At 35.3% G+C, this 16089-nt stretch carries 12 protein-coding genes and 1 pseudogene; 8 read left to right on the top strand and 5 right to left on the bottom strand.

Annotated features, from left to right (window positions below; genetic code table 11):
- The first annotated feature begins 34 nt into the window (after positions 1–34).
- On the top strand, positions 35–1114 hold the full coding sequence (gene mreB / locus AC0L3Q_RS11405; protein ID WP_473286674.1) for a rod shape-determining protein MreB: 1080 nt from the start codon (positions 35–37) through the stop codon (positions 1112–1114).
- Here mreB and lon read toward each other — a convergent pair.
- On the bottom strand, positions 1101–3551 hold the full coding sequence (lon, locus tag AC0L3Q_RS11400; protein WP_473286673.1) for an endopeptidase La: 2451 nt from the start codon (positions 3549–3551) through the stop codon (positions 1101–1103). The genes mreB and lon overlap by 14 nt on opposite strands.
- 223 nt (positions 3552–3774) lie before the next feature.
- On the opposite strand from lon, the gene AC0L3Q_RS11395 reads away from it, so the two are divergent.
- From AC0L3Q_RS11395 to AC0L3Q_RS11375, 5 genes are all read left to right on the top strand, one after another.
- Entirely contained in the window at positions 3775–4323 is a 549-nt protein-coding gene (locus AC0L3Q_RS11395; protein WP_473286672.1) for an RNA polymerase sigma factor, read from the top strand.
- Complete coding sequence (locus AC0L3Q_RS11390; RefSeq protein WP_473286671.1) at positions 4320–4880, top strand: hypothetical protein; 561 nt, start codon at positions 4320–4322, stop codon at positions 4878–4880. Before AC0L3Q_RS11395 ends, AC0L3Q_RS11390 begins: the two co-directional genes overlap by 4 nt.
- Positions 4861–5952 carry a DUF4097 family beta strand repeat-containing protein gene (locus AC0L3Q_RS11385; protein WP_473286670.1) on the top strand — a complete coding sequence of 364 codons (1092 nt, stop codon included), beginning with the start codon at positions 4861–4863 and terminating at the stop codon, positions 5950–5952. The genes AC0L3Q_RS11390 and AC0L3Q_RS11385 overlap by 20 nt, the downstream gene beginning before the upstream one ends.
- Positions 5953–5977: 25 nt before the next feature.
- On the top strand, positions 5978–6712 hold the full coding sequence (locus AC0L3Q_RS11380; protein ID WP_473286669.1) for a head GIN domain-containing protein: 735 nt from the start codon (positions 5978–5980) through the stop codon (positions 6710–6712).
- A 159-nt stretch (positions 6713–6871) separates the two neighbouring features.
- On the top strand, positions 6872–7609 hold the full coding sequence (locus tag AC0L3Q_RS11375) for a tyrosine-protein phosphatase (RefSeq protein ID WP_473286668.1): 738 nt from the start codon (positions 6872–6874) through the stop codon (positions 7607–7609).
- Here AC0L3Q_RS11375 and AC0L3Q_RS11370 read toward each other — a convergent pair.
- The 4 genes and pseudogenes from AC0L3Q_RS11370 to AC0L3Q_RS11355 form a co-directional block, all read right to left on the bottom strand.
- Complete coding sequence (locus tag AC0L3Q_RS11370; protein WP_473286667.1) at positions 7606–9954, bottom strand: GumC family protein; 2349 nt, start codon at positions 9952–9954, stop codon at positions 7606–7608. The two genes, AC0L3Q_RS11375 and AC0L3Q_RS11370, sit on opposite strands and share 4 nt — an antisense overlap.
- Positions 9955–9967: 13 nt before the next feature.
- A complete protein-coding gene (locus tag AC0L3Q_RS11365; protein ID WP_473286666.1) occupies positions 9968–10759 on the bottom strand; it encodes a polysaccharide biosynthesis/export family protein in 792 nt (263 codons plus the stop codon).
- Positions 10760–10919: 160 nt separating this feature from the next.
- Positions 10920–12848 carry a polysaccharide biosynthesis protein gene (locus tag AC0L3Q_RS11360; RefSeq protein ID WP_473286665.1) on the bottom strand — a complete coding sequence of 643 codons (1929 nt, stop codon included), beginning with the start codon at positions 12846–12848 and terminating at the stop codon, positions 10920–10922.
- Positions 12845–13979 (bottom strand): annotated as a pseudogene (locus AC0L3Q_RS11355) (DegT/DnrJ/EryC1/StrS family aminotransferase). The gene AC0L3Q_RS11360 and the pseudogene AC0L3Q_RS11355 overlap by 4 nt, the downstream one beginning before the upstream one ends.
- A gap of 959 nt (positions 13980–14938) precedes the next feature.
- Between AC0L3Q_RS11355 and AC0L3Q_RS11350 the strand changes: the two are divergent.
- Both AC0L3Q_RS11350 and AC0L3Q_RS11345 read left to right on the top strand, forming a co-directional pair.
- A complete protein-coding gene (locus AC0L3Q_RS11350; RefSeq protein ID WP_473286664.1) occupies positions 14939–15685 on the top strand; it encodes an MBOAT family O-acyltransferase in 747 nt (248 codons plus the stop codon).
- A gap of 20 nt (positions 15686–15705) precedes the next feature.
- On the top strand, positions 15706–16089 hold the full coding sequence (locus tag AC0L3Q_RS11345) for a hypothetical protein (RefSeq protein WP_473286663.1): 384 nt from the start codon (positions 15706–15708) through the stop codon (positions 16087–16089).

Below are 16089 nucleotides of genomic sequence, written 5' to 3'. Positions count from 1 at the left end.
TTAAATCGACATCTATTAACCTAAACACGCAAATATGGGCTTCTTTGATTTTCTTAATGAAAAGATCGCCATAGATCTTGGCACTTCAAATACTTTAATCACCTACAAAGGAAAAATAGTAATCAACCACCCTTCTATAGTTGCCATCAACAGATTAACTGGTAAAATTATCGGCGTTGGTAAGGAAGCTGGCATGATGAAGGGAAAGATCAACAAAAATATACAGACGTTGCACCCTTTCAAAAATGGAGTTATTTCTAATTTTGATGCCGGAGAAAAAATGCTGAAAGCATTTATCAAGCAACTATCTACGCTTAAATCTTCTTTATTTACTTCCTCTTACAATATGATTATATCCATACCCTGCGGAAGCACAGAAGTAGAAATGAGGGCAGTAAAGGAGTCGGCAAAAAGATTGAATGCAAAAAATGTTTTCCTCATACACGAGCCTATAGCTGCTGCAATTGGCGGCGGAATCAATGTATTGGAACCCAAAGGAAACATGGTTGTCGATATCGGAGGAGGAACTACAGAAATTGCAGTAATCTCTATAGGAAGTATCATTAGTGGGCAATCTGTAAAAATAGCAGGTAATGTTTTTAACGAAGACATTATGCAGTACGTAAGAGAACATCGTAATCTTCATATTGGAGAGTCTATGGCAGAAAAAGTAAAACTACAAATTGGTTCTGCAGTACCTGATTTAAAAAAACCACCACCCGACATGAAAATTGAAGGTAGAGATTTGCTTACCGGAAAGCCAAAACAAATTTCTTTGTCTTATAAAGAAATTGAAAGAAGTTTGGATAAATCTATATCTCAAATAGAAAATGCTATCATGGAAACATTGTCTGAAATCCCACCAGAAATCTCTGCCGACATTTATAATTCTGGTATTTATTTAACTGGAGGTGGATCTATGCTTAGGGGATTAGACCAACGTTTATCTTGGTCAACAGAACTACCTGTGCATCTTGGAGATCAACCTTTGAAAACCGTTGTAAAAGGAAGCGAAATTGTACTCAAAAATTTAGATCGCTATACCGGAGTATTGGTGAGAAAAAATAAAAAAAGCAGAACATTATGTTCTGCTTTTTTGTTTATAGTTTTTTAGGTTTTTTCACCTTGGTGTTTGTTATTGCTATTTTAAGAACATCATCCATATCCTTGATATAATGAAAAGTCAGTCCCTTTAGGTATTCTGCCTTTATCTCTTCGATATCTCTTCTATTGTCTTCACAAAGCAGGATCTCTTTGATGTGAGCACGTTTTGCCGCAAGGATTTTCTCTTTAATACCTCCTACTGGTAGTACTTTCCCTCTTAACGTTATTTCACCCGTCATAGCGAGGCTTTTCTTTACTTTACGTTGTGTAAATAAAGAAACCAAAGAGGTTAGCATGGTAACACCGGCGCTGGGTCCATCTTTGGGAGTTGCACCTTCTGGTACATGGATATGCACATTGTATTTATCAAAAATCTCAGGATTAATCCCTAGTACATCTGCATTAGCTTTGATATACTCCATGGCTATGGTGGCAGACTCTTTCATCACTTTACCTAAGTTTCCGGTAATCGTAAGATTTCCTTTTCCTTTGGATAAAATAGACTCTATAAATAAAATATCTCCTCCAACGCTGGTCCACGCCAAACCGGTAACCACTCCTGCTACTTCATTACTTTCGTATTTATCTCTCTCTAATCTAGGAGCTCCCAATACTTCAATAACATCCTCGTTGGTTACTTTTATATTATACTCCTCCTCCATCGCAATATTTTTTGCAGCATAGCGAACCATTTTTGCGATTTGTTTTTCCAGTCCTCTAACACCAGACTCACGAGTATACCCTTCTATGATTTTTTCTAACTGTACTTTTCCTATTTTAAGGTGGGTATTGGTTAACCCATGCTCTTCTAATTGTTTGGGAAGTAAATGTTGCTTAGCAATCTCCACTTTTTCCTCTATAGTATATCCAGTAACGTTAATGATTTCCATTCGATCTCGTAACGCAGGTTGGATTGTAGCCAGACTATTTGAGGTGGCGATAAACATTACCTTAGACAAATCGAATCCCATCTCCAGGAAGTTATCATGAAACTCCGAATTTTGCTCAGGATCCAATACTTCTAACAAGGCAGAAGACGGATCTCCCTGATTCCCTACAGAAAGTTTATCGATCTCATCTAATACAAAGACAGGATTGCTTGTTCCTGCTTTCTTAAGACTTTGAACGATCCTACCTGGCATTGCGCCGATATAGGTCTTTCTATGTCCCCGTATCTCGGCTTCATCTCTCAAACCACCCAAGGATATTCTCACATACTCTCTTCCCAAAGCTTCGGCTACAGACTTCCCTAATGAGGTTTTACCCACGCCTGGAGGTCCATAAAGACAAAGGATAGGAGATTTCATATCATTACGCAGTTTTAATACTGCTAAGTATTCTATGATTCTGCGTTTTACTTCGTCCAGACCATAATGGTCTTTATCCAATATTTTCTTTGCTCGTTTCAGGTCGAACTTATCTGTACTGTATTCATTCCAAGGCAAATCAAGAAACAGATCCAAATAGTTACGTTGTATCGAATACTCTGCCACTTGAGGATTCATACGTTGCATTTTTGAAAGTTCTTTTTCAAAATGCTTCGCTACCTTATCATCCCATTTCTTTTCTTTGCTTCGCATCCGCATATCCTCCAGCTCATCTTCATGCGAAACCCCTCCAAGTTCTTCTTGAATCGTTTTCATTTGTTGATGCAGAAAATATTCGCGTTGCTGCTGGCTCATATCATGCTGCACCTTACTTTGAATCACGTTTTTAAGTTCCAGTTTTTGGAACTCAACATTCATGAACTTCAATGTTGCCAATGCTCTCTCTTGCAGATCGTTGATCTCTAAAAGTTTTTGTTTTTCCTCTACAGGAAGATTCAAATTAGAAGAAACGAAATTGATCAAAAAAGAATTACTCTCTATATTCTTGATGGCAAAAGAGGCCTCAGAAGGAATATTAGGACTTTCCTTAATAATTTCTAGCGCAAGATCTTTAATAGACTCGATAATTGCACTAAACTCTTTATTTTCTTTTGTAGGTCTTGCTTCTGGTACTTCTTTTACCTTTGCTTTGATATAAGGATTTTCTGCGACTACATCTTCTATTTCAAATCTCTTCTTTCCTTGCAGAATCACTGTAGTATTACCATCAGGCATTTTCAAAACTCGAAGAATACGAGCTACCACTCCAATTTTGTTGATATCTTGTAAAGAAGGGTTTTCAACTCCTTCTTCTTTTTGAGAGACTACACCTATTGTTTTATTTCCGTTGTTTGCTTCGTTGAGCAATTTTATGGATTTGTCTCTTCCAGCGGTAATAGGAATTACCACCCCAGGAAACAATACCGTATTTCTAAGTGGTAAAATTGGTAAAATCTCAGGTAACGATTCCTTATTAATTTCTTCCTCATCTTCTGGAGTCAATAATGGTATCAACTCTGCTTCCTCATCTATCCCTTGAAATGACAAACTGTCAAGTGTTGTAAATTTGGTTTTCGCCATAAGTATATATAAAAGTCATTTTGTCATTAAGACAATTGACATATCTTTTAAAGTTACTATAATCAGATTAAAAAAATCAATAAAAACCCAATAAAATCAGATTCTTAGCCTGTAATGTTAGTTCTATATTTCAATTGTTATGCCACAAACTTTAAAAAAAATATTTAAAAACTGTAACAAACTCCATCATTCTATATCTTTAGGTTAAAGTAAACTAATTTTTTTGTCACTAACCGAACTAAATACAGAGCAATTAATTGCTAGATGTCGTAAACAAGATCAAGGTGCGCAACTTGAGATTTACAACCGCTATTGCAAAGCTATGTTCAATGCAGCGTTACGAATCGTAAAAGATTCTGTAGAAGCGGAAGACGTTATGCAAGAGGCCTTTTTAACGGCCTTTACAAAGCTGGAGATGTTAGAAGACAATAAAATGTTTGGTGCCTGGTTAAAGAAAATTGTTGTGAACTCAAGTATCACTGCCTTACGCAAAAAGAATACTCTTAATGAGGTTGCGTTAGAAACCGTTGAATATGGTTTGAGCGATACTGATGGGGTCGCAGAAGAAGATTTGACACAAATAAGGGCCAATACAGTTCTAAGTACGCTAAAACAACTAAAAGAGAGTTACAGTACTGCATTATCATTACACCTTATTGAAGGGTATGATTATGAAGAAATCTGTGAGATCATGAATATATCATATTCTAATTGTCGTACGCTTGTTTCGCGCGCAAAAGAAAGCTTACGAAAAAAATTACAGCCGGTATGAAAGAGGATAACATTGAAAAACTGTTTGAACGAATGAAAGGTCAGCTAGACATATTTGAACCTGCTGATGGCCATGAAACAAGATTTTTGGATAAACTACAACAACAGAATAAAGTTGTTAAACTATCAACCAAAAAGAAAAGTTGGTACAAACCATTGGCCATTGCCGCTTCTATCGCAGTCCTTTTGGGTGTTGCTACATTGTTTACACCTTTTGAGCCCAAAGAGAAAGCAGATCTGGCTAGTGTTTCACCTCAAATGGAAGAAACTCAGACATTTTTCACCTCTGCCATTCAGCAACAACTAGAAGAAATTGATCAAATTTCTTCGGCAGAAACCAATGCATTAGTAAAAGATGCAATGAACATGTTAGAACAACTTGAATCTGATTATGAAGATCTAAAAAAAGATCTAGTACACAGTGGAAATGATAAACGTGTAATTAGTGCAATGATTAGAAACTTTCAGAAAAGAGCAAGTTTACTTGAAGAGGTACTTCAAAAAATCAACCAAATAAATGAATTAAAATTATCCGAAAATGAAAACGCTATTCTATAAGATAACACTATTACTCTTGTTCCCGATTGCTGTAATAGCAAACAATGGCGAGCTAAAAGGAAAATATACCAAAGAGAAAACACTAAACAAAGAATTCTCTGTGAGTCCCAATGCCATGTTAAAAATCAGCAATGATTACGGAAACCTTGATGTCACTTCTTGGGATCAAAATCGCATAGTAATGCAAATCAGTATAAAAGTAAGTGGTAATAATGAAGAAAAAGTGATTAAAAAGCTGGAATCCATAGATGTAGATTTTGAATCTTCATCGCAAATGGTAAGTGCTAAAACAACGTTCAACAAAGGGGATCGTTCCTGGTGGGAAAAATGGACCAACAATATAAATAATAACTTAAAATTAGAAATTAACTACACCGTAAAAGTCCCTGTAACCAATAGTGTTGATCTTAACAATGACTACGGAAGTATTACCTTAGATAAGATTGAGGGAGATGCTAACATTAACTGTGACTACGGACAAATTATTTTGGGTGAATTACTGGGAAAGAACAATGATATTAACATTGATTATACCAATAATAGCACGATAAAGTACATGAAGACCGGTAAGATCAATGCAGATTACTCAAACTTTGAAGTGGGAAGCAGTGAAAAAATAAACCTGAACGCTGATTATACTCAATCGAAATTCAAATCTGTAAAAGCCATTAACTATAACTGTGATTATGGTGGAATAAGAATTCAAAATGCAGATAAGATTATAGGAAATTCTGACTACGTAGATACCAAAATAGGAAGTGTATCAAACACCCTAAATATAGAATCAGATTATGGTTCGATTGATGTTGAAACACTAAAATCATCTATAAGCACTGTAAGTATTGACACTGATTATACCGGAGTCGATATTGGATACGAAGCTGGGGGTAGCTTTAATTTTTACATCAAAACCTCTTATGGTGGTATTAAATTGGATGACAGTATCAACGTTCAGAAAAAGTACAGTAAAGACTCTAAAAAAGAGTATCAGGGATATGTAGGTGAGCCCAATAGCGGAAATACGATGAACATCTATTCTAGCTATGGAGGAATCAGAATCAGAAAAAATTAAAACACTAATCTAATATTTCAATCAAATGAGAACAGTAACAATCATTTTAAGTTTAGCTTTATGCAGTATCACTTCTGTAAATGCACAGTGGTGGGGAAATGGAAAGAAAATTGCCGGAAACGGTAATATGGTTTCCAAAAACAGAACCGTATCAGACTACGATGTAATCAAGGTAAAAGGATCTTTGGATGTATCTTTGGTAGCAGGATCTGAAGGTAAATTAACCATCGAAGGTGAAAGTAACCTAATCGAGTACGTAAATACCGAAGTAGATGGAGACGCACTAAAAATTTATGTAGAAAAAGGATATTATCTAAAAGTATCAAGAGGTAAAAAATTAGTGATCACTGTTCCTTTTGAAGATATCAGTAAAGTCACCTTATCAGGATCTGGAGATGTCTACAGCAAAGACCCAATCAAAGCAACAAATTTTAAAACCGGTGTTTCAGGATCTGGTGATGTAAAATTGATGTTGGATGCAGAAACCACAGAAGGTTATGTAACAGGTAGTGGAGATCTGGTGCTAAGCGGTTCTTCAAACAATTTTGATTGTAGCGTAACAGGTTCTGGTGATCTAAAAGCATATAGTCTGGATGCCAAAGAAGTTAGTGCTTCTGTAACTGGATCTGGAGATGTACAAGTAACTGCAACTGCTTCATTAAAAGCAAGAGTTACAGGATCTGGTGACATTATGTATAAAGGAGACCCAAAAATAGAAGACAAAAAGGTTTCTGGATCAGGAGACATTACAAGATATTAATAGACAGTTTTTTAACAACATCAGACTGCTTATGATCATAAGGAAATCATAAGCAGTTTTTTTTATGTATAATAATCTTTATTTTTACATCATGATTATCTTAATTTATTAAAAGATAAGCATAAAGGAAATATTGTTCACCCCCAAATACCTGCCGCATTGCTGTTTTTATCTAAAAAAGAGATTCCTTTTAAGGACATTGTTCCTGATGGCTATGTGGATATCCATTCGCATTTAATTCCAGGAATTGATGATGGTGTAAAAACCATGTATCAATCTGCCTATATATTAGAACAATTTCAAAAGCTTGGAGTAAAAAAAGTAATCACCACGCCACACGTGCTACAACAAATTTGGCCAAATTCTACGGAAACCATTCTACAAAAATATGAGGAAGTAAATGCTATACTGCCCACTCTAGGGATTGAAGATATTCAATTGAAGGTAAGTGCAGAATACATGTTGGATGATTTGTTTTTTCAAAGAATAAAGAAAAAAGACATTCTTCCTTTACACGACAAATATGTATTGGTAGAGATGTCTACTTTTAGTCCACCAATGAATTTGAATGAAATGCTGTTTGAAACCAAATTGGCTGGATATATTCCGATACTTGCTCATCCCGAGCGTTATACATTTTACCAAAAAGATATAAAGAAGTTTGATGAGCTTAAAGAAGCTGGTGTTCTGTTTCAACTTAATTTATTGTCTTTGTCCGGTTTTTATGGAGATCAGGTCAAAGAATTTGCCAAGAAAATGATCGATAGAGGTTATATAGACTTCACCGGATCTGACGTTCATAACTACCAGCAATTTATGGTACTGGAAAAAGGCTTCCAACCAAAAATAGCAGAGCAAATCAAAAACTTAATGAAAAAGAACTTTATATTCTCTTAGTTCTTTTTTCCGTATCCATAACCGTAGTTATACCCTGCCTGACTACCCGCTGCATTAAGAAGTACAGCAATATTCGGTAAACGTTTTTCTCTGTAGAAATTTTCAGGTACTTGCAGAATTCTCTTATCTGAGTAGTTCTCTCTTACGATATATATACTAAGATCAGAAAACTTACCGATCAACAAGGTATCTGCAACCAAGCTTACAGGTGCGGTATCCACAATTACGTAATCATAATTCTCTTCAAGATAATCGAACATCGTTTTTACCCTATCCTGCATCAATAACTCGGCAGGATTAGGAGGAATCGCTCCAGAAGGGATATAATCAAAAGAATCTTCATCTTTTTGACTGTAGATCACATCCGTGGTCTTCAATTCAGAATCCATGATGAAATTAGTAAGTCCTTTGGTATCTTTCCCTTGGGGCAACTCTAATATTTTATGAAACTTAGGATCTCTAAGGTCAGTCCCCAAATACACCACTTTTTTACCAGAAATGGACAGTGCTTTAGCCAAATTAGAAGATATCATGGTCTTACCTTCTCCCGAAATTGTGGAGGTAATAAAAATAACTTTTCCTTTATCCTTTTTGATTCCTGCGAGTAAGAAATCCAAATTGGTACGTAATATCCTAAACGCTTCTGCAATTCCTGATCTGTCATTTTGAGAGATCAAAATTTTGCTCTTTCCTTTTACCTTTGGAATAGAACCTATAATAGGCATAGAAAGCACTTTTTCGAGGTCCTCTCTAGAGTTGATTCTTACATTCAGCAAATCTGATAGGTAAATAATCATAAACGGAATCACTAACCCCAGGAACAACGCTCCTGCATAGATCATTTTTTTATTAGGAGATACCGGGAATGAACTTAAGGTTGTCGCTTTATCAATTACACGTGCATTAGACAAAGTAATATGACTTGTGATCTCTGCTTCTTCCCTTTTTTGTAATAAATAAAGGTAAAGTTGTTCTTTAATGGTTTGCTCACGCTCAATAACTCTCAGGTCTTTTTGACGTAAAGGCGCGCTATATAGCTTACCACTGAAATACTGATCTTGAGTTCTTAAGCTCTGCAATCTAATATTGATATTGCTTCGTAAACTATTTAAACTACCGATCAAAACCTGTCGTAACCCATCGATTTGTTGATCAATGTTGACAACCACAGGGTTTTGTGCACTAGAGGTTTTTAATAATCGCTTTCTTTGTAAAATCAAACCGTTGTACCTGGTAACGGTTGTTGTAATCGTACCGTCACTAAACCCAAGATTGGCAGGAATGAGATCATATCGTCCTTCCTGACTCAATACAAACCTTCTCATCGATTCGATCAGGTTCAGTTGTGTATTCAGCTGTGCTATTTCTTGTACGTTTCTAGAATCAATATCTGCAACACGTTGTGTTTGTGCCTCTACATCATTGGTCAAACCAAACTTAGATTTATACCCTGCTGCTTCGTCATCCACTTGAGATAAGTCTCCTGATATCAAATCCAGACGTTCATTGATAAAATCTGCTGTTCTGGCAGAGATTTGTTTTTTATTCTCGATGGTTGCCTTATTGTACTCTTCTACCAGATTATTCAAAATATCCTTTGCTTTTTCCTTAACAGGATCGTTAAGTGCCAAACGAACTATGGTAGAGTTTTTCATTGGCGATATGGCGATTCGATTTCTATACGACTCTGCCACTATTTTTACAGGAGCAATTTGGATTTTTATGATCTTACCAATATTCGCGTCGAGGTTATCTACACTTGGAGTGATCACAATATCACCAACAGTACTGCTTACGGTATTTCCAAAAGAATGGTCACTGATCTTATTCCCTTTCTCATCCAAAAATGAAAAGGCAGTAGACGAGTTTATTTTTACATGAAAAACTTTAGACTTTGTGTGTACAATAGAATCATCTGCCAAAAAGTTGATTTCTATCAAAGATTTAGGGTAGTTCTCTACTTCTAAGATGCGACCTTCAGAAAAATATCTAACGTTAAGTTTCAAATTATTAACCACGTTGGTAATCAAAGTTCTTGATCTAATAATCTGAATCTCGTTTTGAATACTATTTTGAGAAGACTCTATCAGTCCCAAATCCTTGAAAGCAGCAAGCTCTGATTCGCTTATACTTTCATCCTGAGAAATCATGATAGATGAAGACACATTATACTGCGGAATCGTATATCTAACCTTTAAAAAAGCTCCTGTTACAAAAATGGCTACACTCAAAGCGAACCAATACCATTTTTTGAGGTACTTAATTATTTGATCACGTAGATTGAAACCAAAACCATTATTGGCATCAAAAGTATTATTTTCGACGGGGGCATTATTAGTAATCATAGAATACCTACTATTATCTTATGATTAATGTTACTGCAGACAAGACTAGACCAACCACACTGATAATAATTCCTAAGGCATTATTATTAGTTTTAGAAGTTCTTACTCTAGAATCATTAGGCTCAATATACAACACATCATTTTGTGCTAAATAGTATACTGGAGATTCAAAAATTGATTTTGATGTAAGGTCCACACGATGATAGGTATTTTCACCTTCGTTTTCTCTAATCACCATCACATTTTCTCTCTTTCCTTTAATGGTCATATCACCAGCTAGACCTAGTGCTTCAATTATAGTTACTCTTTCATTTGGTATGGTATAAGAACCTGGTCTGGCAACCTCACCCAAAACGGTGATTTTGAAGTTCATAAGTCGTACACTTACTATAGGATCGTTGATATAAATTTTCAACTTCTCTTTGATCATATCTTTTACCTGAACTCTGGTAAGCCCAGCTATTTTTAGTTTTCCAAGAACTGGAAAATCGATATTTCCGTTTTCGTCGATTAAGTAATTAGGCTCTACTCCGCTTCCTCCGCCTGCTGCAGCTGCTCCAGCATCTCCTGCCGCACTAATGTTTGATCCCTGACCCAAATTAAAAGGTCTTGCGGCGTCCATATCAGCAGCAGAAATAAATATGCTAACAATGTCATCTACTTTAAATACCGGTGTAAATGAATTTGGAGAGCTTATTTTTTCCAAATTCGCAGAATCCTGAAAATATACTACGTCTTTTGGAGCTTTGCATGAAACAATTGAAATCAATAATAATAGAAGTAATAATAAAAATCTATATCGCATATTTACAACACTTTTAAGGTAAGCCTATCGTATAAGTCACAAAAATATAACTTTATTTAATTCGACAATAGAATTTTGTGTCATCTGTTTCCCTTAAAATTCCTTTTAATGACACAAACTCAATTATTGTCCTATGGCAAACCTTGTTTTCCCTAAATCCCTATGCCAAAATCTCTTCTTTTGCTCTATTAGATTCTTTATTGATTTTATCAATACTTTCGAAGGTAGAGTTATTAGAAATATATTCGGGCACAATTTCTTTTAATTTTCCAACAATTTGATGATCCTGATTTAATAAATTCATGATACACAAATCATCGATTTTATCTTTCACCAATGCACAATCATTATCATCATGCTTGCTGATCATAATTTTCTTGTGATAAGTAGGTAATGTATTTTCGGTATCCGCCAATAATTCTTCGTACAACTTCTCCCCTGGTCTTAGTCCAGTAATCTGGATATCAATATCGTTTGGATATTGTAATCCTGAAAGTCGAATCATCTTTTTGGCCAGATCAAATATCTTAACTGATTCCCCCATATCAAATATGAAGATCTCTCCTCCATTACCCATAGTACCTGCTTCAATCACTAATTGTGATGCTTCAGGAATAGTCATAAAGAAACGTGTTACATCTTTGTGAGTAACCGTTAACGGACCTCCTTTTTGGATTTGCTTTTTGAATAAAGGAATTACAGAACCATTAGAACCGAGTACATTACCAAATCTTGTTGTGATAAACTTAGTTTTACTAGTTCTATGAAGACACTTGATATACATTTCTGCAACTCTCTTGGTTGCCCCCATTACATTTGTTGGGTTCACCGCTTTATCGGTAGAAACAAATACGAATTTATCTACACCAAATTCTGAAGAGAGATCAGCTAATTTTCTAGTTCCTAAAACATTAATCTTAATTGCTTCGCAAGGATTAGATTCCATAAGCGGTACGTGCTTATACGCTGCCGCATGAAATACCATATTAGGTCTATATTTTTCGAATATAGTTTCTATTCTTTGGTGATCTCTAATATCAGCTATGATAGGAGTAAATTTAGTAACCCCTTTACTTAACAATTCTTGTTGTAAATCATACAAAGCAGATTCTGCCTGATCTACCAAAATCAAGTTTTTGTAGTTATAGTATGAAGCTTGTCTCACAATTTCACTACCAATAGAACCTGCAGCACCTGTAATCATAATTACCTTACCTTCAAGCTCTGCTTTAATATTTTGGTTATCCATATTGATAGGCGCTCTATCCAACAAGTCTTCGATCTGGATTTCTTTGATTTGTGAAACATTCAACTTACCATCGATCCAGTCATTAACCGCAGGAATAATTTTTACTTTAACCGATAGTTTCAATAACTCATCAGAAATCTCGGAAAGCCTTTTCTTGCTAATGTGAGGTATCGACACGACGATTTCCTGAATGTTATTCTTATTGATAAAACTCTGCGTTAAGCACTTTGAAGAGAACACCTTGATACCGTTGATGGTCTTTCCTATTTTTTGTGCATTATCATCTACAAAACCAACCACCGAAAGAGAGCGGCTAGAATCATTCGTAATTGCTGCCAAAGTGATTAAACCAGAATCTCCTGCACCGTAGATTAAAATTCTAGAAGTCTCTCCTAATTTTGATTTTATGTAGTAGAAACAATATTTAAATATCAAACGACTAGTAGTAAGCGTAATGATATTCAAAAGATAGTGAATACAAATAATCGATACTGGAATATTCAATAGCTCAGGGATCAATGACATTCTACTAGACACCATCAAAAAGCCAGTTAACGCAATTAATACGGTAACTGATAGGAATAAATTGTACGCATCTCTCATCCCAGTGTGCCTTACTACACCTTTGTAAGATCCGATGGTCAAAAAGCTTAACGTTGCCAATACCGCAACCACAGGGATTTGGTATAACAAACTTGATGTATCAAAATTTAGCGTAATACCAAAACGTATTACATAAGCTAAAAAGAAATTAAAAATCGTAATAGATACATCTATAGACAATACTAACCACTTGGAAGCATGTTTATGTGAATTATTTATTAGGTAATTTTTAATCATCGTAATACATTTTTAATTACTGAAACTACTCTTTGTAAATCGTCTTCTTCAAGATTTGATCCGCTTGGCAGACATAGTCCACGCTCAAACAGATCTTCTGAAACTCCATTTAAATACGCATCGCATTCTGCAAACACAGATTGGAGATGCATCGGTTTCCATAATGGTCTGGACTCAATATTCTCTTTGGCCAGGGCTCCTCTAATTGCTTCTCTTAGTTCGTACGAAGTGGTTTCGATACAACTAAGCCATCTATTTGATAACATTCCTTTAGGCTCATCCAAAAACTTTATTTCTGAAGAATCTGATAAATGTTCTTTATAAAATTCAAAATTTCTTCTTCTATAAGACACATGCTTATCCAATACTTGCATCTGTCCTCGACCGATTCCCGCTGTAATATTGCTCATACGATAGTTATACCCTATCTCTGAATGCTCATAATGTGGAGCATTATCCCTTGCTTGTGTCGATAAAAAGATAGCTCTCTTCTTTTGTTCTTCATTCTTGGTAACCAAAGCACCACCACCTGATGTAGTGATAATTTTGTTTCCATTAAAAGATAAGATGGCTAAATCCCCAAAAGTACCACACTTAATCCCGTGATACGTACTTCCCAGAGCCTCTGCACTATCCTCAAGAACAGGTATCTTATACTCTTTCGCTACTTGATGAACTGCTTCTACATTGTAAGGCATTCCATATAAATGAACCGCCACAATTGCTTTCGGCTTTTTCCCCTTGGCTATTCTGTCTTTAATTGCAATTTCTAATTGCTCTGGACAGAATGTTCCAGGTATCGCTTTCGCTATCAATAAATATTGGCTTTGCTCCCAGGTAAACAATTGGATTCGCTGAAGCCGCAAAGGTCATACTCTGGCATAATACCTCATCCCCATGAGATACCCCAAGCATGATCAAACCAAGGTGCAGCGCTCCTGTACCAGAACTTAGTGCTGCTACATTTGCATCATTTTCTAGGTAAGTTTCCAGGTCTTGTTCAAACCCATCAACATTTGGCCCCAGTGGAGCAACCCAGTTTGTACGAAAAGCTTCATTGACGAAATCTTGTTCCGTTCCACCCATATGCGGCGATGAAAGCCATATTCTTTTTGAGTCAATTATATTCATATTTTCCCATTAATAATGAACAAATAATCTCTGAGCGATTAAACGATACCGACTAAATTGTATCATCTATCCACTTCTTTTTCATGACAATCTAAAAAAACGCTGGAAGAGGGGGTAGAACTTCCTTATAATTTTATTTTCCGATAGCTAAAATAGTTCAGATAGATCAATTATCAATTCAAAAATCTATTTTTTAGACAGAATACTTAAAAAAAACGTTTAACGGTTAAAATTCCCTTACTTACTTACACCAAATACGTGTTTCCCGTAAGAAAAGTATGATGAAAACCAAGCTTTTACAAGTAATACTGTTCAAAGAACTTATGCTGCAATTACGCTAATGTCATTTTGATCAAGGATAAACAAAAAAATAATCAGGAGATGACATTATCAGCTAACCACTAATAAACACTGCAATAATAGGCATACTTTTTTTAAATATTACAGTGCAATACCTAAATATGGATGGGGTATTTTCCCCTTACCGCAGACTGTTTAGAACCTAACACTCAGGTTTACAGGTGCAATTCAAAAAAAACATAGATAAATTTTGATTTATTTAATTAATTATATAAAATTTACTCCTTCAAAGTAGTTATCTATTGTTATAAATATAACTATTACCCTCCCCAAGAATTTTATAATTATAAACCATCTAGATGTTATTTAATTCTATAGATTTTTTCATTTTTCTACCGATAGTTTTTGTTTCCTATTGGTTTCTTTTTCACAAAAAGAACAAGATTCAAAACACCTTTCTTCTAGTTGCTAGTTACATTTTTTATGGGCTTTGGGATTGGCGATTTTTATTCCTCATTCTAGCAAGCACCTTAGTAGATTTTTTTGTAGGTCAAGCGATACACAACTCTGATAATCAACCAAAAAGAAAAACCTGGCTATGGATTAGTGTAATCTTCAATATCAGCCTTTTAGGTTTTTTTAAATACTATAATTTCTTTGTGAATTCCTGGGTTGATTTTATATCCATCTTAGGCTATGATTTAAAAAGTACCTGGACGTTACAAATCATATTACCAGTAGGAATTTCCTTTTATACTTTCCAGACCATGTCATATTCATTGGACATCTATTATAAAAGACTATCTCCTACCAAAGACTTTATTGCTTTTGCCACTTTTGTAAGCTTCTTTCCGCAACTAGTTGCCGGACCTATTGAAAGGGCATCAAACCTACTATCACAAATCACTACCAAAAGGGTGTTTAACTACGTACAATGTACAGAAGGGTTAAAATTGATTCTTTGGGGACTGTTTAAAAAAGTGGTTATTGCAGATTCGATAGCGCCTATCGTAGATGATATCTTTGCCAATTACCATTCGTACCCCGCTTCAACATTGATCTTGGGAGTGTCTCTTTTTAGTTTTCAGGTGTATGGGGATTTTAGCGGATACTCTGATATCGCCATTGGTACCGCAAAACTATTTGGTATAGAACTGATGTCGAATTTTAAATTTCCTGTTTTTTCCAGAAATGTAGCAGAATACTGGCAACGTTGGCATGTATCACTCTCTACATGGTTTAGACATTATGTGTACATCCCACTTGGAGGAAGCAGAGTAAGCAAACTTAAATCCGTTAGAAATATCATCATCATATTTTTGGTCAGTGGCTTTTGGCATGGCGCTAATTGGACATTCATTGCCTGGGGGCATTACATGCGGTATTGTATATCCCTGTATTTTTGATGGGAAGAAACCGAATTTACATGAACAATGTAGTAGCAGAAAACAGCTGGTTTCCTTCTGTAAAAGAAATCATACAGATAATGATCACATTCTCTCTGGTTACTTTTTCTAGAGTGTTTTTTAGATCAGAATCCATTTCTGATGCTTTTGGTTTTATAAAACAGTGTTATACTAATTTTTCTTACGAAAGCTATCATCATCCTTTAGGATATAGAATGATCGATTATTATATTTTACTTGGTATTTTTGTATGGTATGAATTTAGGATACGTAGAGATGAAAGAGCTCCGTTTAAATTTAAATCCAAGTACGTTCGATTTTTGGTATATGCCCTCGTAATACTGGCTATGTTATTGTTCTACGACGATAATGTGGATCGATCTTTTATTTACTTTCAATTCTAA

This window comes from Aquimarina sp. KJ22-3 (genome assembly GCF_055808215.1).
This window is presented reverse-complemented; position numbering and strand designations above follow the sequence as displayed.

Coding starts and splice junctions, on each gene's coding strand:
- mreB (WP_473286674.1), top strand. CDS start 35: ATGGGCTTCTTTGATTTTCTTAATGAAAAGATCGCCATAGATCTTGGC.
- lon (WP_473286673.1), bottom strand. CDS start 3,551: ATGGCGAAAACCAAATTTACAACACTTGACAGTTTGTCATTTCAAGGG.
- AC0L3Q_RS11390 (WP_473286671.1), top strand. CDS start 4,320: ATGAAAGAGGATAACATTGAAAAACTGTTTGAACGAATGAAAGGTCAG.
- AC0L3Q_RS11385 (WP_473286670.1), top strand. CDS start 4,861: ATGAAAACGCTATTCTATAAGATAACACTATTACTCTTGTTCCCGATT.
- AC0L3Q_RS11380 (WP_473286669.1), top strand. CDS start 5,978: ATGAGAACAGTAACAATCATTTTAAGTTTAGCTTTATGCAGTATCACT.
- AC0L3Q_RS11370 (WP_473286667.1), bottom strand. CDS start 9,954: ATGATTACTAATAATGCCCCCGTCGAAAATAATACTTTTGATGCCAAT.
- AC0L3Q_RS11365 (WP_473286666.1), bottom strand. CDS start 10,759: ATGCGATATAGATTTTTATTATTACTTCTATTATTATTGATTTCAATT.
- AC0L3Q_RS11360 (WP_473286665.1), bottom strand. CDS start 12,848: ATGATTAAAAATTACCTAATAAATAATTCACATAAACATGCTTCCAAG.
- AC0L3Q_RS11345 (WP_473286663.1), top strand. CDS start 15,706: ATGAACAATGTAGTAGCAGAAAACAGCTGGTTTCCTTCTGTAAAAGAA.